Source organism: Microbacterium sp. F2 (assembly GCF_052274505.1).
Lineage (GTDB): Bacteria > Actinomycetota > Actinomycetes > Actinomycetales > Microbacteriaceae > Microbacterium.
On the sequence record NZ_JBNVBV010000001.1, the window covers coordinates 978,256 to 996,520 of the forward strand.

An 18,265-nucleotide genomic window follows, 5' to 3' on the forward strand; every position below is an offset into this window, starting at 1 on the left:
TTTTCGGGTCGGACTCGGCCCGCGATAAATGTCGGAGGTCGGTGAGAGAGTGAGCGTATGAACATCCTCACGGCGATGCGCGAGCGGCTTGACCGGCTCGCGGTTTTCGCTGAGCTGGATGTCGAGCCGTCGAGCCTCCCGTCCGGCGCCGCGGCGCTCAGTGATGCATCCGTGTTGGAGGTGTTGCGAGAGGTCACCGGCATCGCGAACGACGCGGAACGGTTGCAGTCGGTGGTCGCGGGCGTCGCCGCCCAGCGGTCGAAGCGCGAGAACGGACATTCCGGGCTCGCGGCCACCCAGGGGCACGCGTCACCGGTTGCTCTGGTGCAGTCGATCACCGGCGGAACGCGCGCTGATGCGCTGCGGCAGGTGCGCGTCGGGCAGTCGCTGCTCGATGGTGCAGCTTCGGATGCGGCTGCTGCCTCGGGTGCTGAGCAGGCACCGGCGACGGATGACTCCCCCGACGCCACTCGCGCGCCGTGGCACGCTCCGCTGCAGTCAGCCCTGTGGGCTGGTCGGTTGACGACGGCCCAGCACGATGCGATTCGTGGTGGCCTGGGTGAGCCCGAGGCTGACGGGGTGGACCCGGCATCCGCTGCTCTCGCGTGGTCTGTCGCGGCCGAGACCCTCGTCGATGAGGCTGTAGCGGGGGCATCCGTTGAGGAGCTGCGCTCTCGGGCCCGGCAGTTGCGCGACATCCTCGACCCCGTCGGCGCCGAGAATCGGTTCCAGGAGAGGTACGTGAAGCGGTCGCTGCGCATGTGGATCGATCAGCACGGGCAACACCATGGCCACTTGCTTCTCGACGATGAGATGGCGCTCTGGCTGCGGTCGACGTTCGCCGCGGCGCTGCGTCCACGGCGTGGTGGCCCCCGGTTCATCTCGGATGCCGACCGCGCCGCCGCCAAGGAGCTTTCGGACGATCCGCGCAGCAACGAGCAGCTCGAGTACGACCTGTTCGTCGATCTCATCCGTGCCGGGGCACTTGCCAACGCCTCGGATGTCTTCGGGGCACGCCAACCCGGGGTGCGGATCGTCATGGTGGGCGATGCCGACGGGCCACGGGACCCGATCGGGCGGCTCATCAAGACCGGCCACGCCGAAGACGGCGGGGATGCCCTGCCCGGATCGGTCGTCGACCGCAACATCTGCATGAACGGAACCGTGACTGTCACCATCGACAGTGGCGGCAACCCGCTCGATGTCGGACACGAGCAGCGCCTGTTCACGACGAAACAGAAGATCGCGCTGGCAGTTCGCGACGGCGGATGCGCCGGGGAAGGATGCCCCGTGCCGGCGTCGTACTGCGAGGCCCACCACATCGACCACGTCGCCACCGAGAACGGCCGAACCGACATCGACCGCGGCATACTGCTCTGCCGGTTCCACCACATGCAGCTCCACAACAACGGGTGGAAGATCATCCGCGACGGCCACGGCGCGTTCATTCTCGTGCCACCGCTCGGGCATGTGGGTCTCGACGGCGAACCGGCGACCCCGAGGGTTTTGCGGACGAAGGCGCCGTGGGCGTGGGCGTGGGATCCGCCACCCCCACCCAATCGACCACCCTGGCGCGAGGCGAGGCCCCGTGAGGGTGATGAGAAGACGCTCGTGGGGCGGCTGGATGGTGTGCTCGTCGGATAACCGGATGCTGCGCTTGCCGGGAAGCCACTCCGATGGGCAGCGGGATGCTGGGTTCGCGAGGCGCACGCATGATGCGTTCGCCGGGCACCCACATCGTGTCTAGCGACGCGGAGGGATAGCGAGATGGGGATGAGAGTTCCTTCGAGGCGTCCTCTTCAACCGACCCGCACGGGAGCCGCGAACTGTGTGATGAAGCCGGGATGATCCATCGGCATCGCCAGCACCGAGTCGGGCCGGCGCCCGGCAAGATCCGCGAATCCCCGGTCAGCCAGGAGACCGTCACGGATGCCGAGCAGCTCCGCCCGCCGCAACGGCCAGGGTTCGTGGGTATTGGCGGCCCAGATCGTGTGGCCGAGGTGCCACTCATGGAAGCCCCACCGCGCCGTGAGGAAGCGCGACAGCTCGTCATCGACGACCTCATCACCGACCCGAACACGCAGGCGTGTCCCTGGGCCACGCCGCGCTGCACCGTCTGCCCGTCGGCGCCGGGAGCGGTACTCGACGGTGCCGGCATCCTGCGCATCCTGGCGATGGCCGATGCTCGCCCACCGATACGGCAGACCGAACAGGGCGCGGGCTGTCAGCACCGGGATCAGATGCTCGGCCTCGAGCGTCAGGAACACCACCCCGCGCCGACCCTCGTCATCGACGCCGTAGGTGCGGACGTTGATCTCGTTGAACGTCCCGAGAAACGGCACCGGCGGGGCAGGCAGAAACTGCAGCTTCGACAGGACGAAGGGAACGAGACCGACCCAGCCCGAACCATCGAACGTGTCGGGACGCACCCCCGGCGGCAGCAGAGGAGCGAGGCGCGCGGCATCCACCCGCCAATGCAGGAAGACCGCCTGCGACCAGCGCTGGGCGATAATCGCCCGGCCGGGCAACGACGGAGGGTGGCTCGAAAAGGCCATGGCTCCATTCTTGCGTCGCGCCATGGGCCGCGGCGGTCAGGTCTCGTTCTCGCGGATTGCGATCGCGCGCTCATGCAAAGCGGGCATCGTGGCTCACAACCAGGGCGAGAGCCATGCATGCGCGGTCGCAGCGCGCTCGGCCTCATCCGGAATCGACGCTAACCGCTCGGCGATCAGCGCAGGGTCGACCAGCGACGCTTCGAGCAGAGCAGCGACGAAGGCGCGATCCTTCTCGCGGTGCGCGATGAGTTTGGCTGCACAGAGGTCGTGCGGATCGAGGCAGAATCCGACAGCACCGTCTGTGTTCTCGCCGCTCACCGGAACGAGCCGAGACTCCCAGCCGAGGGGCAGCTTTGCGGTCCGCCGTCCCACACCCTGAATGTAGAAGCCCTGTGTCTCGTGGAACACAGACATCTCGCCCACTGCGGCATCGATCTCCGTCGCAAGCGACTCAACATCGTCATCCTCGATCGGACACATATCGACCTCGACAGACATCACCGCTTCGGCGGGGAGTTCACTCTCGTCCCACGAGCCAAGAATCGACTGGGATCCGATGATGATGATCTCTCGCTGCTTCACGATCCTTGTTGCCGCGCGTATGGCGTGCTCGAGCTGATCCCGTCTCACGCTGCAGCCGCTCGTCGCACGACGTCGCGCCGCTCATCCTCCGACAGAAGGCCCGCGAACGGCGTCATCTGGCGCAGGTCATCGGCGCGCTCACCTGTCGCGAGCATGAACTCGATCAGCTCCCCGGTTGGGGCGTCGAGCATGCGCTCCCAATCATCGAGCCACCCTTGCGACAGGGCTCCGCGCGCGTTGAGGCGCATTCGAGCAATATTCTCGAGAGCTCGTGAACGAATGTCGTCAGGATTCGAGCGCAGTTTCCGCGCGACCGCCCGATGCAGTTCGCGGCTTACCCGGGCTGCGCGAGAATCCTCTTCGCCTTTCTGCCTCAGCGGAGATGACACGCGTTGACGATTCGGTGACGATTCCTCGGTGGTCGCCAGACCTTTCGCATGAAACGTAACTCCCAGCGTGTCTGCGACCGCCCACGCCGTTGCGAGCGAACTACCCTCGCCTCGCTCCAGCCGTCGGAGCGCTTGCACACTCACACCCGCCGCGTCTGCGACATCGCGCTGATCGCGGTGACGACTCAGGCGCTGCGCACGCAGTATCTCCCCTAACCGCTGGGGTGATTCGAGCGAGATCATGACTCAATTCTATCTCTAATAGATTGTTTTTCATCTATTGAGCATGGGTGACGCCTTACCGCACGTCCCCCTTCTCGAGCAAAGAACTGGTCGAGAGACTCAGCGAACCATCCGCACCGAGCTCAGCAGCGGCCGATACTCGTCTTCCCTTCGGGCGCCGTCGAGAGTGAACCCGTTGCGCTCGTAGAAGCGGATCGCGCGCGGATTGCGTTCGGCGACCCACAGCATTGCAGGGTCATCGCCGAGGACGGCATCCAGCAACGCCTGGCCGAGACCCGTGCCGTACTCGCTCTCCAGGACATAGATCAGGTAGAGCTGGCGCTCACGCGGGAAGTCCTCGCCGTCGGCGGCGACGGCCGCTCCCGACATCGCGATGCCTACAATCTGCCCGTCCCGGATGCCGACCCGAAACACCGAACCCAGCGGCGGGTCCTGCAGAGTGCCTCGCCACCACTGCCTGCGCGACTCCGCGTACTCCGGCGTGAAGAAGCCGTCGGGAAGGAGGTTCGTGTACGCCTCCTGCCAGCTCTGGACGAGGACGGCAGCCCATGCGTCGGCATCCGCGATGTCGGCCGGGCGGATCGTCCAGGTCATTCAGCCATGGTGCCACGCGTCGGACGACGGGGATGATCGGGCCACCCCGCCGGATCCAGCGCAAGCCGCGTACCGGGTCCGACACCCACGACTACCGTGTCGGCCGGCGTCACAGATCTCATGTGTTCCGAAGTGTGGCTACACTCGGCTCATGAAAAGCGCCACAATCGGCATCCGTGAGCTGCGCGACGGCCTGAGTCGGCACCTGGCCGAGGTGCGTGCCGGAACGGAACTGACGGTCACCGACCATGGACGTCCGATTGCACGGATCGTGCCGATCGGCGTCGAGTCCGGGCTCGAGGCCCTCGTGCGCGCGGGACTGGCAACCCTCCCCGACTCGGGGCTCGCCGCACTCCCCGAGCCGGTCGACGCGTCCGGCACCGTGAGCGATCTCGTCGCCGACCAGCGCCGCTGAGCACGGCGTGACGATGCTCGCGTATTTCGATACTTCAGCACTCATCCCCCTCGTCATCCACGAACCAGCGACTTCGCGCTGTCGGGCCGTGTGGGATGCCGCAGCCGCCATCGTCACCAGCGACCTCGCCTACATCGAGGCGCACGCGGCACTTGCCCAGGCGCGCCGGCTCGAGCGACTCACGGATGCCTCGCACCAGCGCGCGGTGGCGGCATTCGAGTCGCTCTGGTCTGGCGTGGCGCGGATTGCGGTCGCACCGTCGATCATCCGCGAAGCCGCGACACTCGCTCACGCTCAGGCACTTCGCGGATACGACGCCGTTCATGCGGCAAGTGCGGTAGCAGCGGCTTCCGATGAGTTCGTCGCCGTTTCCGGGGACGCGGCGTTGCTGCACGCCTGGAGCGAACTCGGCATCGCCACCGTTGACAGTCGCGGATGAGATTCCCGCGCCGTCCTTGCGTCATAGCCGCGAGCGGGCGGCATCCTGTTCAGGAGTCAACCGCAGCGCGTCGGGGCCACGCCGCCCAGCCGTCGGAGAGCACGCGAAGGATCGGGCGCGCTGCCTCGACCTGGGCTGCGGGGAGGCCTTCGCCTGCGGGACTTCGCCCCGAGGTCGACCCATTCGGATACTCAAGCGAGTACCCAACCCACGGGGCAGGGCCCTCGTGGACGCTCTCGCGGTACCTGCCACCGACGACCGCGAAGACATGCCGCTCGAGCTCGTCGACCTCGTACTCTCCGGTCGAGTCGCATGCGTCACACCCGCAAACCGGGAAGGGGAAGTCGTGCAGCAGACCCGCGTGCATGACAATGCCCGGAAAGTCTGTGTAGGCCAGCGTGATCGCGGCGCATCGTGGGTCGTTCGGCTCGATACGCAGCGCCCGCACGACGGGCGTGCTCTGGCGAAGAAGATCGGTTGCCACATCCGCACTCTCGGTGATCCGCACGTCGTAGGTTTCAGCCAGGTGCGCCACGAGCGCGTCGGCGACGGTATGAAGCGGAGCAAACCGCTCGGGGTGCGTATCGACCGAGTAAGCGTCGGTCGGAGGTGAGCCTTCCCAGCGGTTCCCGTACTCGATGACCTGCCCCTCGGCGTCGCGGAACACCGGCGAATCGATCGGCGGGCGTCGGTAGGAACTCACCCGGCCATTCTTCCCGCGATATCGCTGTGGTGCGCTAGGGCGTGTTGCTAAAGGCTTCGGCCGGAGCGATAGCTTGGTCGTGTGACTCGTAGTTCGGTGACGGTGGTTGCGGACATTGATGCGTCCGTCGAGGTCGTCTGGCGATTCCTGACGACTGAACGAGGCGCATGGTGGCCCGAGATGCGCTTCGAGGCGGAGGTCGGCTCGCCGCTCGTCGAAACCTGGGTCGAGGAAGGCCAACAGGTAAGCGCGACGGGGAGCGTCACGCGATGCGACGAGCCGCATGTTCTCGGATTCGATTGGACCGAGCAGAGCTGGGACCATCCTCTCGACGTCGTGATAGAGCTCGTAGCGCACGGGCAGGGGACCTTAGTCACGCTCACCGAGTCAGGATTCTCCCGTGCTCGTGTTCCGCACTCTTTGCCTGCGGAACACGAAGAGGGGTGGCGATACCACCTGGCACGATTGAAGCGGACGAGCGAGGGTGAAGACGTCGACGTCGATGTTCAGTGAACGCTGCTGGTGAGCCAGTGGAGTGTCGCGGCGAGGCAGAGACCGGCGCGGTAGTTGCGTGCGGTCTTGTCTGAGCGCATCGCGATCCCGCGCCACTGCTTGAGCTTGTTGAAGCATCGCTCGACGACGTTGCGGCCACGGTAGCGGACCCGCTGCTCCTTGAATCGGCCTGGCTTTCGTTCCGTTCTTCAAGCAAGGATGGAACTCGATGAACAGGAAGTATTCGCCGGAGATGCGTGGGCGGGCGTTGCGGATGCTCGCGGAGACGCGGCCGTCGCACCCGACGATGATGAGCGCGGTCCGTCACGTGGCCGGTCTGCTCGGGATGAGCCCGGAGACGCTGCGGCTCTGGCAGCGTCGCTACGAGGTCGACGCGGGCGTGAAGCCCGGGTTGACGACGGATGCGGCGGCGGAGATCGAGCGGCTGCAGAAGGAGGTCTCGGAGTTGCGGAAGGCGAACGAGATCCTCAGGGCTGCGAGCATCTTTTTCGCGAAGGAGCCAGGCCACCCCTCGACGAGATGATCCGGTTCGTCAACGAACACCGGGATCGTTTCGGGGTCGAGCTCATCTGCCAGGTCCTGCGACCGGCAGTGAGAGGATTCTTCACCTCACGCGGCTATCGCGCCGCGGTGGGCCGCGCGCCGTCCGCGCGGCAGCTGCAGGATGATCTGCTCGTGCCCGAGATCGCCCGGCTGCATGCGGAGAACTACGGCGTCTACGGGCGACGGAAGATGCACGCCCTCATGCGACGGCAAGGCTGGGACATCGGCCGGGACCAGACCGAACGCCTCATGAGCCTTGCCGGGGTTCGCGGAGTCCGCAAGTCGAAGCGCGTGTTCACCACCCGCGCCGACACGACCACAGTGCTGCCGAGCGATCTCGTGAACCGCCGCTTCACCGCACCAGCGCCGCGACGGCTCTGGGTCTGCGACGTCACCTACGTCGCCACCTGGTCCGGGTTCGCCTACGTCGCGTTCGTCACCGATGTCTACTCGCGTCGCATCGTGGGCTGGAACGTCGCATCGACCCTGAAGGCCGACATCTTGCCGTTGCGGGCACTCGATATGGCCGCGTGGGCCGCGGGCGGTCGCCTCGACGGGTTGATCCATCATGCCGATCACGGGTCGAACTACCTCGCCGTGGTCTTCACGGATCGGATCGAGGAACTCGGAGCGAGCCCCTCTACCGGAACCGTCGGCGACTCGTTCGACTGTCAGTCTGTTTCTGCCCGATCTCGCGAGGATGGGGTAGTCCTGGCCGGAGCGCTCTGACCCTTGCGTTTGATTGGCCCGTAGGGTGCCTTGGCGTTGATCTGTCGAGCCTCCGGCCGGGCGCGCAGTAACCGCTGCCGCCGGATCGGGCGTGACCTGATAGGAGCCTGGAGCAGTCTCGACAACGCGTCCCCATGACAGTCCTGTCCACCCGCCGGCGACAGCGTGATGACCACGCTAACCGGTGAAGGAGACAGCACACATGACCGAACTCGAGACCGTCCGTTCCGGACACGTCGTGATCGGCGTCGATACGCACAAACACATCCACGTCGCCGCGGTGACGGACTCGGTCGGCGGGATCCTCGCGACCTTGACGATCACGACCGATACGGCCGGGTTCAAGCAATTGCTGGGATGGGCTGCGAGCTTCGGGAACGTCATCGCGTTCGGCATCGAGGGAACCGGCTCCTACGGGGCCGCGCTGACCTCGTTCGTCCGCCGCCACGGACACAAAGTCATCGAGGTCGCCCGCCCCGATCGGCGGCTGCGCCGACTCAACGGGAAGTCCGACACCCTTGACGCGGAAAACGCCGCCCGGGCCGTGCTCGCCGGATTCGCGACCGCGATCCCGAAGACCGCGGACGGGGTCGTGGAGATGATTCGACAGCTGAAAGTCGCGCATGACACCGCGGTGAAAGACCGCACCGGAGCGATGATCACCCTCAAAGCGATGCTCGTCCACGCCACCGAAGACCTCCGACGCGAGACCGCCAAGAAGACGCAGAAGATGGTCGCGCGGCACTGCGCCGCGCTCCGACCCCGCGGACTGGAGACCCCGGAGGACGCGAACCGTCACGCTCTCCGCTCGATCGCGAAACGATGGATCGCGCTCAACGATGAGATCAAGGATCTCGAAGAGCAGCTCGTGCTCCAACGCGCCCCGCACCTGCTCGACGAGTTCGGCATCGGCGTCGACACCGCCGCGGAGATCCTCATCGTCGCCGGCGACAACCCCGAACGCATACACAGCGAGGCCGCATTCGCAAAACTCGCCGGCATCAGCCCCATCCCGACCGGATCAGGGATGACCAGCGGCAAGCATCGCATCAACCACGGCGGACACCGTCAACTCAACGCCGCCATCTACCGGACTGTGATCGTCAGGATGAGATTCCACGAGCCCACGATCGCTTACGTTGCCCGACGCACCGCCGAGGGCAAGAGCAAGCGCGACATCATCCGATGCCTGAAACGCTACGTGATCCGCGAGGTCTACCACCTCGTCAAGACCGACCCGAGAACCGGCGAAATCAGGAGTTGACAACTATAGGAGCATCAACGCCCTCGCCGAGGCGGTCAACGGCCTCTACAAGACCGAACTGATCCGTCAGCGCGGGCCCTGGCGCACAGTCGAGCAAGTCGAACTGGCGACGCTCGAGTGGGTGTGGTGGTGGAACAACTCCCGCCTCCACGGCGAGCTCGACATGCGAACACCCGCCGAGGTCGAACAGGCGTATTACGCTGACCAGGAATCAGCCAATCCGGCACCTGTCGGACAAGGCTCCCGATAGGAACGAAAGTCAGGCCGATTCACCTTAGGGCACCACGATGATCTTTCCAGCAGCGTGTCCGGTCTCCACGGCGGCAATCGCCTGACCTGCCTGATCAAGGGCGAACTGGGCGTCCACGTGGGGATCGACCAGCCCGTATTGGATCACCTCGGTGATCTTGGCCATGGCCTCATCCGTGCGTGCCAGGGCCTGGCCGCCGAGCTCGGCGGCGGTGTCTGGGTCCGCTGCGGAGATGATCCGGGTTCGGTCGGGCACCAGGTCCGCAACAGCACGTAGCGCATCGCCACCGACGAGATCAACGATCAAGTCTGGGCCGTCCGCGCTCACCTGTCGCACCCGGTCGGCCGCCCCTGGACCGGATTCGATGAAGGTGGCGCCGGTTGACTCGACGAGTTCCCGCTTGGTTGCGCTGGCGACGCCGATGACCGTGAGCTCGTGCACGCGACCAATCTGTGCCGCGATCAGTCCCACTCCGCCGCCGGCGCCGAGCAGTAGCAGGGTCTGGCCCGGTTCGAGTTCGATCTGGTGGGTGGCGTCGTAGGCTGTGGCGGCGGCCACCGGGATGGTGGCCGCGTCGGCGAAGGAGATCTCCTCGGGCTTGGCCACAGTCGTGGCGGCGCGCAGTAGCGTGTGCTCGGCCATTCCACCCTGCCCGGGCGCCACAAGGCCGAGCACCTCGTCGCCCACGGCGAAGTCCTCGACCCCGTCACCGACCTCAGTGACCACGCCGGCGGCTTCACGGCCCATCGGCGCCGGCAGGCTCCAGTGACGGCCCAGCTGGCCTTCCCGGATCTTCCAGTCCGCCGGATTTACACCAGCGGCTCGGACTTCGATGGCCAGTTCCCCGGGCCCGGGCGTTGGAACAGGCCGCTCGATCAGTTGCTGGGCCTCGGGTCCGCCGTAGCCGGTGAAGACATAAACCTTGGACATGGATGGAATCTCCTTCTGATCTGGACTGGGTGGTGCGTCGTCGACGTCCCGGATGGGTCTGTCGTGGCGGTGGCGGTCAGGGCCGGGGTGGTTCGTCCTCACCGGCGGCTTCGGCGGCGTCAGCCTCTTCCCGGGTGGCGAATGCGGCGCCGGCGGCGTGCTCGGGTGGGCTGTAGATGGTGTACAGCACCAGTGGCTGGTCCCCGGTGTTGCGGAAGTTGTGCTGGGCACCGGCGGGTACTGCGCACTGGTCACCGGCATCGATGGGGTGTGTGTGGCCGTTGAGGTCGGCTTCGCCGGTTCCGGAGACGAAGGTCAGGATCTGATCGGTGTGTTCGTGGACCTCGTCTCCGATCTCGCCACCGGGCGGAATGGTCATCACCACGATCTGGGTGTGTTCTCCGGTCCACAGCACCTTCCGGAAGTCGGGATTGTCCCTGGCCACGTCCGCGATGGTGAAATGCTCGACGTTGTCGCCCAGGGTGAAGTTCTTTTCGCTCATGGTCGGTCTCCTCTGTTTCGTGTGTTGATTTCGGTGTTTGCGTCGTTGTTTTGAGTCTTCGAGGTGCTCGGTGCCGCGGGGCGGGTCCACTGCCCCGGGGGCGTCAGGCGGTCACATGCTCCGCCGAGGTCCCCGTAGCAGTGCGTTCGCTCTTTGGCGTCGTCGTGGAGTCTCGGGTGTTTTGCAGGAGCCGCATCGCGTTGGCGATGACCACGAGCACGGAGGCTTCGTGAACGAGCATGCCGATCGACATGGTCACTCCGCCGGCGAAGACTCCGGCCAGTAGTAGCACCACGGTGATCAGGGCGATTGCGATGTTCTGTTTCATCACGTTCACGGTTCGCTTGGCCAGGCCGATGGCCTCGGGCAGCTTGAGCAGGTTGTCGCCCATCAGGGCGATGTCCGCGGTCTCCACGGCCACGGCTGAGCCTGCCGCACCCATCGCCACGCCGATGTTCGCGGTGGCGAGAGCCGGGGCGTCGTTGACGCCGTCACCGACCATCGCGATCGTGTGGCCCTGGCGCTGTAGCTCGGTGACAGCGTCCAGCTTGTCCTCAGGGAGCAGGGAGGCGTGGATCTCGTCGATCCCGGTGGCTTTGCCGACGGCCTCGGCCACCAGTCGGGTGTCACCAGTGAGCATGACGACCTTCTCGACGCCGGCCCGGTGCAGTCGCGCGACCATCTCGGGTGCGTCCTGGCGGATCTGGTCGGCGACGGCGACGACGCCGACCACTGTCTCGTCAACAGCGACGATCATAGGAGTTTTTCCGGCGGCGGCCAGCTCCTGGGCGGCCTGCGCTGCCTCGGCGATGCCTGAGGCAACGCCGTACTGCTCCAGTAGCGGTGGGTTGCCGATCAGCACCTGGCGGCCATTGACGTTCGCCACGATGCCCTTGCCGGGGACCGGGGTGACGGCGCCGGGGATGCCCTGCGGGGCGACGCCCTCCTCGCGGGCGGTCTCCAGGATGGGGCGGGCCAGTGGGTGTTCGGAGCCGGCCTCGGCTGCCGCGGCCCAGCGCAGCACCTCCGCACGGTCGAGCGTGGAATCCAAAATGATGACGTCGGTCAGCTGGGGACGTCCCTCGGTGAGCGTGCCGGTCTTGTCCACGGCGACCGCGGAGATCTTCGCGGAAGTCTCCAGGAACTCGCCGCCCTTGATGAGGATGCCGTTGCGCGCAGCGCGGCCGATGCCCGCCACGATGGCGACCGGGATGGAGATCACCAGGGCACCGGGGCAACCGATGACCAGCAGGGTCAGGGCCAGCACCACGTCTCCGCTGATGAGTCCGGCCACCAGGGCCAGGACCATGACAGCGGGGGTGTACCACGTGGAGAACCGGTCGATGAAGGCCTGGGTCTTGGCCTTGGCGTCCTGAGCCTCTTCCACTCGGTGGATGATGCGGGCCAAGGTGGTGTCTGCGCCGATGCCAGTGGCCAGGACCTGTAGGAATCCGCCGCGGGAAACGGTGCCGGCGAAGACCTGCCCGCCCTTAGTTTTCTCCACTGGGATGGACTCGCCGGTGATGGAGGCCTCGTCGATGGCGCCGGTGCCGGAGACGACCTGGCCGTCCACGGGGACCTTCGCGCCGTTCTTGACCAGGACGATCTCGCCCATTCTCACCTGTCCGGCGGGGATTTCCTGTTGCTCGCCATCGCGCACGACGATCGCGGAATCGGGCGCGACGGCGACCAGTTCGGCCAGTGCCGAGCGGGTCTTGTTGAGGGTCGCAGCTTCCAGCGCGTGGCCGATCGCGAACAGGAACGTGACCGCCGCGGCCTCCCAGAAGTTGCCGATGATGACCGCGCCGATCGCCGCAACCGACACGAGTAGGTCGATGCCGATGACCTTGGCGATCAGCGCGCGCACCGCCTTCACCACGATCCCGTAGCCGGCCACCACGGCCGCGGCGATCATGAAGACATCTCCGAGGGTGAAAGCCTCGCTGGCGTGAGTGGCGTGGGCGCCGGCGTCTAGCCACCACTGGGGGCTGACGGTGAGGTTGGCGGCACCCCCGGCCAGCCACTGGATGGCGAAGGAGGTGATGATGAGCACGCCGGACACGACGGGAACTGACCAGTTCCCATAGACCCATTTTTGGAGCCTGTTCACTTTCGGGTACGACCTTTCTGGGTCTCGTGCCGGCGGAGCGGCAGAGTGGAATGTGGGGAGGATGTCCGCAGGTGGCGCGCGGGGGTCGTTGGTCTCAGAAGGCGGACGGTGCGGCCTTGTAGCCGGCTTTGGCGATAGCGGCGACGAGGTCATCCACGGAGATGCGCTCGTTGTCGTGGTCCACCTCGATGCGGGCGGAGGCGAAGTGGACCTTCACGTTCTCGACACCCTTGAGTCGCCCGACCTGCTTCTCGATCTTCGCCACGCACGAGGGGCAGGAGAATCCCTCCGCTCTAAGGACGGTGTGAGTGGTGGTGGGGGTGGAGGTGGCCATGGTGGACCCCTTTCGTGATGTGTTCCTTATTGGTACCTTCACGATAGGTTTGCGGCGTCCGGAACTCCTTGACATAGATCATGTTCGGCGCCCGCCTGCTACCGAGGCGTAGCTGACGCTGTCCGGTCCCGCGGCGCCGATGCCGACTCCGGTAGACTTGCCACATGCCCGTGGACGATCTGTGCGTCAGCCGCGTGCCGATCTTCCAAGGACTCACCCGCGAGGAGCAGTTGCGGGTCGCGGAGTTCGTCCGCCCGGTGCATGTTGCCAAGGGGGAGACGGTCTATTCGCCAGGACAGTCGGTCTCGCGTCTGTTGGTGATGCACAGCGGACAGCTCAAGGTCAGTCATGCGGCGGCCAACGGCCAGGAACAAATCCTGCGCACGGTGACCGACGGTGATGTCGTGGGCGAACGGGCCTTCCTGACCGGCCACCTGCCCAATGACCTCGTCGTCGCGCTGGAAGACAGCCGGATGTGCGTCTTCGACCACACAGACCTCTCGGCGCTGCTGCGCGACTACCCTGATGTCGGTCTGCGGATGCTGCGGACTCTGTCCGACAGGCTCGCCTCCGCCGAGCGGTTGCTGGCCGCCATCACCTCCAGCGATGTCAGCGCCCGCATCGCGGCCTACCTGCTGGATCTGCCCGGCGGCATCCGAGACGGCGTGCCCACAGTGTGGCTACCGTTGGCGAAGTACGAAATCGCCTCCTATCTGGGCACCACGCCAGAAACCCTGAGCCGACGCCTTGCCGCTCTCGCCGCCTCCGGTGTCATCGAACTCCACGGGCGTCGTGAAGTCACGATTCTCGACATTGATGGGCTCGAACGCGTAGCCACACCTCGATAGACAGGGTATCGCCATGGCTTGGCTAAAGGTGGCGTGCGGCCGGGCCCGAATGCGGCTTGCCTCGTCCTCGGGTGCGTAAGCGTGGTCACATCGCGGCGTCACCTACGATGGCGCCCACATCCCGCTGGTCGACCCGGACACCTGGCTGCAGGTCCAGACGCAGCTCGATGCGAAGAACGCTGTTGGCTCTGTCACGCTTAGCTGGCCCAGGCTTGTCGCTTTGATTTGGCCCAGCTCGTCGGCTGCCGGGGTGTCGTTGTCGGTCTGATTTGGCCCAGGGCTGAGGGTGTCCTCGTTCGGTATCGAGCGAGGAGGGGCCTGTGAGGTCGAGGGTGGAAGAGTTCGCCGAGATTCGTCGTGCGGCGCGGGTCGAGGGGTTGTCGATCAACGCGCTGGCGAAACGGTTCCGAGTGCATCGACGCACGGTCCGTCAGGCGTTGGAGTCCGCAGAGCCGCCGGCGCGGAAGACCCCGGTCCGGGCAGCGCCGAAGCTCGATGGGGTGCGGGAGCTTATCGACGGGATGCTGCGGCAGGACATCGACGCGCCGCGGAAGCAGCGGCAGACCGCGACCCGGATCTGGCACCGGCTCCTGGACGAGCACGGCGCCGATGTCGGCTACCCGACGGTGCGTGACTACGTGCGGTGGCGGCGGCCGGAGATCCTTGGCACCAGCGGGGTGTCGCGAGCGATGGTCCCGCAGGAACACGCGCCCGGTGCTGAGGCGGAGGTCGATTTCGGGGAGCTGTGGGTGATCCTCGCTGGAGTGAAGACAAAGTGCTACATGTTCGCGTTCCGCCTCTCCCACTCGGGGCGTGCCGTGCACCGCGTCTACCCGACGCAGGCGTTGGAGGCGTTCCTGGAAGGCCATATCGACGCGTTCGAGGAACTCGGCGGTGTCCCAACGCTGCAGATCAAGTACGACAACCTCTCACCCGCAGTCACGCAGGTTCTCTCCGGCCGGGCGCGGGTAGAGACCACACGGTGGGCGTTGTTCCGATCGCATTACGGGTTCGACGCGTTCTACTGCGAGCCCGGGATCAACGGGGCGCACGAGAAGGGCGGCATCGAGGGCGAGGTTGGCAGGTTCCGCCGCACCTGGCTCTCACCCATGCCCGTCGTCGCGTCCCTCGCCGAGCTCAACGCCCGGATCCGTGAATGGGATCTGCGGGATGAGAGACGGCGGATCGGGCAGAAGATCAGCACTGTCGCCCAGGACCTCTCCTCCGATCGGGAGCATCTCGCGCAGCTGCCGAGGGATCGGTTCGACCCGGGCCTGGAGCTCTACCCGCGGGTCGACAGGTCCGGGCTGGTGACGGTGCGGCAGGCGAAGTACTCCGTCCCGGTCCGGCTCATCGGCCGCAAACTCCGCGTCTCGCTGCGCGCGTCTGAGCTCGTCGTATTCGACGGCCGGCAGGTCGTGGCCCGGCATGAGCGGGTCATCGAACGCTACGGGCAATCCGTCCAGCTCGATCACTACCTCGAGGTCCTCCAGCACAAGCCCGGCGCTCTCGGCGGCTCCACCGCCCTCGCCCACGCCCGCAACACGGGCGCGTTCACTGGGCTGCATGAGGGGTTCTGGGCGGAATCGAGGAAGGTCAACGGTGATGCAGCCGGCACGAGAGAGCTCATCGACGTGCTCCTGCTGCACCGCACTATGCCGACCCCGGCGGTGCTCGCTGGAATCAGTGCCGCGCTCACCGTCGGCGCGGTCACTGCCGACGTCGTCGCCGTGGAAGCGCGCCTCGCGGCGGCCCAGCTCGAGAAAAATGACATCGCGCTCATCGAGGCGCCGACGTTGCCGAAGGTGGTGTCGCTCACGCAACGTCGTCTCACCGACCCGGCCGCGGTCATCGCCGGCCTCCCGCAAGACAACCGGCCCCTCCCGTCCGTCGCCGGCTACGACGCATTGCTGACCAAGAGAGCCGCGAAACACGCGGTTACCGCATCCATGAGTGAAGGAGCCTCCGGCGCATGAGTCCGACCTTCACGAACGTTACGACCACGCTCCGCCACCGCCGCGGCCTGACTGAGGAAGCCGCCGCGGCCGCCGTCGACTCCGCCTGCCGACGGCTCCGGCTGCCGACGATCCGGGCGGTGATGGAAGAGGCGACGCAGACCGCGAAACGGGAGCAACTGTCCTACCTCGGCTACCTCGCCGAGCTGCTCCTCGCCGAGGTCGACGACCGGGACCGCCGCTCCATCACGCGCCGGGTCCAGAACGCCGGCTTCCCGCGGCAGAAATGGTTGGGCGACTTCGACTACGACGCGAACCCGAACATCAACCCCGCCACCATCCACACTCTCGCGCAAGGCGACTGGATCCGCCGCGGGGAACCCCTCTGCCTCATCGGCGACTCCGGCACAGGCAAGTCGCATCTCCTGATCGGGCTCGGCACCGCCGCAGCGGAAAAGGGCTACCGGGTCCGATACACGCTCGCGACCCGGCTCGTGAACGAGCTCGTCGAAGCCGCCGACGATATGCAACTGAACCGCACCATCGCCCGCTACGGTCGCGTCGACCTGCTCTTGATCGATGAACTCGGGTACATGGAACTCGATCGCAGAGGCGCCGAACTCCTGTTCCAAGTCCTCACCGAGAGAGAAGAGAAGGCATCCGTGGCGATCGCGACCAACGAAGCCTTCAGCGGATGGACGAAGACATTCACCGACCCGAGACTCTGCGCGGCGATCGTCGACCGACTCACCTTCCACGGCACCATCATCGAGACCGGGACCGACTCATATCGACTCAACCACACCAGGAAGACGCCAGCGCGATAGCGGTCCAGACGGCCGCCAGCATCCAGATCTTGTGCTCCTCATCTGGTACAACTTGTGATAGACAAGTGGCACAAGAGATTGGATGAGTGATGTTGATGAGCGGTGCGCGCATGTTCGACCCAGCCCAGTTGATCGCAGGAGCGTTCTCGCTACCTGCAGTCTCGTTCTTCGTGGCATTGGTCCTTGCGGCAGGTATAGGTCTCTACACGTCACGGGCTTCTGCTGCTGCACGGCCGCTTACCGCAGAGCCGCGATCAGTTCGAGCGCGATACGCACCCGAGCGGCGTGCGATTGGATGGGCCGCGGCCGGGGTGCTCGTCTTTTTCTTCGTTGACTACGTGATCCGCGGCTACATCCTCACTGGTGCGGATCGTCTTCATTGGTGGCGATTCACCACCCCGATCGCGTGCGCCATCATCGGTCTCGGCATCGTCCTCGCTTTCATCGTGACGAGGGGGACGACCCCGGCGGAGGTTCCCGTGATTTCGGCCGAACGTCGAAGCTGGGTGAGCTTCAGCTCCCGGTTCGCGCTCATCAGCCTGGGGCTCACGGCTCTGATCCTCGTGGTGACGACCGTTGCTGCCGGTCTCGCATCGTCACCCAACGGGCAGGGCCAATACGTCTGGCTCGTCATTCCCATCCCCAACGAAAGCACGATCGACCCGATCCGTCTGCCCTTCTACGGGTGGACCTACGGGCTGCCGGTGCTCACCAGCCTGGGTGCCCTGCTCGCCGTCGCCTGGTCCGCGTTCGATCGCAATGCGGCGCGCCCATACCTCCACACCGAGACCCTCATCGCCGAGCGGGCTGCGCGTCGAGAGACCGCGCGCAACGTCACACGCGTGACAACGGCGGCGGTTCTTCTCACACTCGCCGGCGCCTGGCGTTTCATCTCAAACTCGGGATCGGTTTCCCACCTGACCGTCACGGGGCAGAACGGGGACAACCCCTACGACGCCGCCTGGCGATACGCCGAGCTCGCCGTCGCCGCGGGATGGTGCGCTCCCATTCTCGAGATCACCGGGTTCGTGCTGCTACTCCTCGTCGCTGGCAGTGGCCTGCGACGCCGCCCAGCGACCCGCCAACCATCGGCTCCGACCGAGACACCGGCGACCCTGGAGGCAACGCGATGACATCGCACGTCGTCGTCACCACACCCGAAGAGAGCAACCCAGCGATCGACATCTACCGGCAGCTTCGCGGGCTCATCGTCTCAGGCCAATTGGGCGCGAACGAGCGGCTTCCCACGGTGCGCCAGACCGCCGCAGACCTCAAAGTCGCGCAGGGCACCGCGGCGAAGGCCTACAAGATGCTCGAGCAGGATGGACTCGTCGTCACCCGGACCGCGGCCGGGACGCGCGTGGCAGACTCCGCCGCAGTGCTGCCTCAATCGGTGATCCGGCGAATCCGCGAACTCGTCGACGAAGCCGCCGCCACGAACACGGACCACGACGACGTGATCAATGTCCTCCGCGCGATACTGCAAACTCGATCCGGCAACGCGCACCATCCAGCCTGACGAACACAGCCCTTCAGAAGA

The 18,265-nt window shown here is 66.1% G+C and carries 21 protein-coding genes and 2 pseudogenes; 13 read left to right on the forward strand and 10 right to left on the reverse strand.

Features of this window, described 5'->3' with window-relative positions; all coding sequences use genetic code 11:
* Positions 1-57 precede the first annotated feature (57 nt).
* Positions 58-1,644, forward strand: a complete 1,587-nt coding sequence (locus ACQVDU_RS04855) for an HNH endonuclease signature motif containing protein (RefSeq protein WP_443476366.1) — start codon at positions 58-60, stop codon at positions 1,642-1,644.
* 155 nt (positions 1,645-1,799) lie between these two features.
* Here the strand turns inward: ACQVDU_RS04855 and ACQVDU_RS04860 are convergent, their stop codons facing one another.
* The 5 genes and pseudogenes from ACQVDU_RS04860 to ACQVDU_RS04880 all read right to left on the reverse strand — a co-directional run bounded on the left by ACQVDU_RS04860 (position 1,800) and on the right by ACQVDU_RS04880 (position 4,363).
* Entirely contained in the window at positions 1,800-2,555 is a 756-nt protein-coding gene (locus tag ACQVDU_RS04860) for a YqjF family protein (RefSeq protein WP_443476367.1), read from the reverse strand.
* A gap of 93 nt (positions 2,556-2,648) precedes the next feature.
* Positions 2,649-3,137: a DUF6036 family nucleotidyltransferase gene (locus tag ACQVDU_RS04865; protein WP_300590677.1), complete on the reverse strand. Its 489-nt coding sequence runs from the start codon at positions 3,135-3,137 to the stop codon at positions 2,649-2,651.
* A gap of 44 nt (positions 3,138-3,181) precedes the next feature.
* Positions 3,182-3,385, reverse strand: a complete 204-nt coding sequence (locus tag ACQVDU_RS04870; protein ID WP_300590678.1) for a hypothetical protein — start codon at positions 3,383-3,385, stop codon at positions 3,182-3,184.
* Positions 3,386-3,589: 204 nt separating this feature from the next.
* Positions 3,590-3,769: pseudogene (locus tag ACQVDU_RS04875) on the reverse strand (helix-turn-helix domain-containing protein); the annotation flags it as partial.
* A gap of 99 nt (positions 3,770-3,868) precedes the next feature.
* A complete protein-coding gene (locus ACQVDU_RS04880; RefSeq protein ID WP_300590679.1) occupies positions 3,869-4,363 on the reverse strand; it encodes a GNAT family N-acetyltransferase in 495 nt (164 codons plus the stop codon).
* Between the two features lie 151 nt (positions 4,364-4,514).
* Between ACQVDU_RS04880 and ACQVDU_RS04885 the strand changes: the two genes are divergently transcribed.
* Positions 4,515-4,778: a type II toxin-antitoxin system Phd/YefM family antitoxin gene (locus ACQVDU_RS04885; protein ID WP_300590680.1), complete on the forward strand. Its 264-nt coding sequence runs from the start codon at positions 4,515-4,517 to the stop codon at positions 4,776-4,778.
* 13 nt (positions 4,779-4,791) lie between these two features.
* Positions 4,792-5,217 (forward strand): type II toxin-antitoxin system VapC family toxin, encoded by a 426-nt coding sequence (locus ACQVDU_RS04890; RefSeq protein WP_443476397.1) that lies wholly within the window; start codon positions 4,792-4,794, stop codon positions 5,215-5,217.
* A 49-nt stretch (positions 5,218-5,266) separates the two neighbouring features.
* Here ACQVDU_RS04890 and ACQVDU_RS04895 read toward each other — a convergent pair whose 3' ends face one another.
* Positions 5,267-5,920, reverse strand: coding sequence for a DUF6226 family protein (locus ACQVDU_RS04895; RefSeq protein ID WP_443476368.1), 654 nt, complete (start codon positions 5,918-5,920; stop codon positions 5,267-5,269).
* 102 nt (positions 5,921-6,022) lie between these two features.
* Here ACQVDU_RS04895 and ACQVDU_RS04900 point away from each other — a divergent pair, with 102 nt between their 5' ends.
* The 5 genes and pseudogenes from ACQVDU_RS04900 to ACQVDU_RS04920 form a co-directional block, all read left to right on the forward strand.
* Positions 6,023-6,433 (forward strand): SRPBCC family protein, encoded by a 411-nt coding sequence (locus ACQVDU_RS04900; protein ID WP_282502652.1) that lies wholly within the window; start codon positions 6,023-6,025, stop codon positions 6,431-6,433.
* A gap of 208 nt (positions 6,434-6,641) precedes the next feature.
* Complete coding sequence (locus tag ACQVDU_RS04905; RefSeq protein ID WP_269268755.1) at positions 6,642-6,956, forward strand: transposase; 315 nt, start codon at positions 6,642-6,644, stop codon at positions 6,954-6,956.
* Complete coding sequence (locus ACQVDU_RS04910; protein ID WP_269268754.1) at positions 6,953-7,705, forward strand: IS3 family transposase; 753 nt, start codon at positions 6,953-6,955, stop codon at positions 7,703-7,705. The genes ACQVDU_RS04905 and ACQVDU_RS04910 overlap by 4 nt, the downstream gene beginning before the upstream one ends.
* A 202-nt stretch (positions 7,706-7,907) precedes the next feature.
* The gene (locus tag ACQVDU_RS04915) at positions 7,908-8,969 is read left to right on the forward strand and encodes an IS110 family transposase (protein ID WP_269268753.1); all 1,062 of its coding nucleotides are present in this window, start codon (positions 7,908-7,910) and stop codon (positions 8,967-8,969) included.
* Positions 8,970-8,985: 16 nt separating this feature from the next.
* Positions 8,986-9,219, forward strand: a pseudogene (locus tag ACQVDU_RS04920) (integrase core domain-containing protein); the annotation flags it as partial.
* 24 nt (positions 9,220-9,243) lie between these two features.
* Here the strand turns inward: ACQVDU_RS04920 and ACQVDU_RS04925 are convergent.
* From ACQVDU_RS04925 to ACQVDU_RS04940, 4 genes are all read right to left on the reverse strand, one after another.
* Positions 9,244-10,149 (reverse strand): NADP-dependent oxidoreductase, encoded by a 906-nt coding sequence (locus ACQVDU_RS04925; protein WP_204947949.1) that lies wholly within the window; start codon positions 10,147-10,149, stop codon positions 9,244-9,246.
* Positions 10,150-10,225: 76 nt separating this feature from the next.
* Positions 10,226-10,651 (reverse strand): cupin domain-containing protein, encoded by a 426-nt coding sequence (locus tag ACQVDU_RS04930; protein WP_204947950.1) that lies wholly within the window; start codon positions 10,649-10,651, stop codon positions 10,226-10,228.
* Between the two features lie 103 nt (positions 10,652-10,754).
* Positions 10,755-12,761: a heavy metal translocating P-type ATPase gene (locus ACQVDU_RS04935; protein ID WP_269268752.1), complete on the reverse strand. Its 2,007-nt coding sequence runs from the start codon at positions 12,759-12,761 to the stop codon at positions 10,755-10,757.
* Positions 12,762-12,855: 94 nt separating this feature from the next.
* Complete coding sequence (locus ACQVDU_RS04940; protein ID WP_204947951.1) at positions 12,856-13,095, reverse strand: heavy-metal-associated domain-containing protein; 240 nt, start codon at positions 13,093-13,095, stop codon at positions 12,856-12,858.
* 164 nt (positions 13,096-13,259) lie between these two features.
* On the opposite strand from ACQVDU_RS04940, the gene ACQVDU_RS04945 reads away from it, so the two are divergent.
* The 5 genes from ACQVDU_RS04945 to ACQVDU_RS04965 all read left to right on the forward strand — a co-directional run bounded on the left by ACQVDU_RS04945 (position 13,260) and on the right by ACQVDU_RS04965 (position 18,244).
* The gene (locus ACQVDU_RS04945; RefSeq protein WP_204947952.1) at positions 13,260-13,943 is read left to right on the forward strand and encodes a Crp/Fnr family transcriptional regulator; all 684 of its coding nucleotides are present in this window, start codon (positions 13,260-13,262) and stop codon (positions 13,941-13,943) included.
* Positions 13,944-14,263: 320 nt separating this feature from the next.
* Entirely contained in the window at positions 14,264-15,919 is a 1,656-nt protein-coding gene (gene istA, locus ACQVDU_RS04950) for an IS21 family transposase (RefSeq protein ID WP_278100875.1), read from the forward strand.
* Positions 15,916-16,725: an IS21-like element helper ATPase IstB gene (istB, locus tag ACQVDU_RS04955; protein WP_443476369.1), complete on the forward strand. Its 810-nt coding sequence runs from the start codon at positions 15,916-15,918 to the stop codon at positions 16,723-16,725. Before istA ends, istB begins: the two co-directional genes overlap by 4 nt.
* Before the next feature lie 95 nt (positions 16,726-16,820).
* Complete coding sequence (locus ACQVDU_RS04960) at positions 16,821-17,858, forward strand: hypothetical protein (protein WP_443476370.1); 1,038 nt, start codon at positions 16,821-16,823, stop codon at positions 17,856-17,858.
* On the forward strand, positions 17,855-18,244 hold the full coding sequence (locus ACQVDU_RS04965) for a GntR family transcriptional regulator (protein WP_278100878.1): 390 nt from the start codon (positions 17,855-17,857) through the stop codon (positions 18,242-18,244). Before ACQVDU_RS04960 ends, ACQVDU_RS04965 begins: the two co-directional genes overlap by 4 nt.
* Positions 18,245-18,265 lie beyond the last annotated feature (21 nt).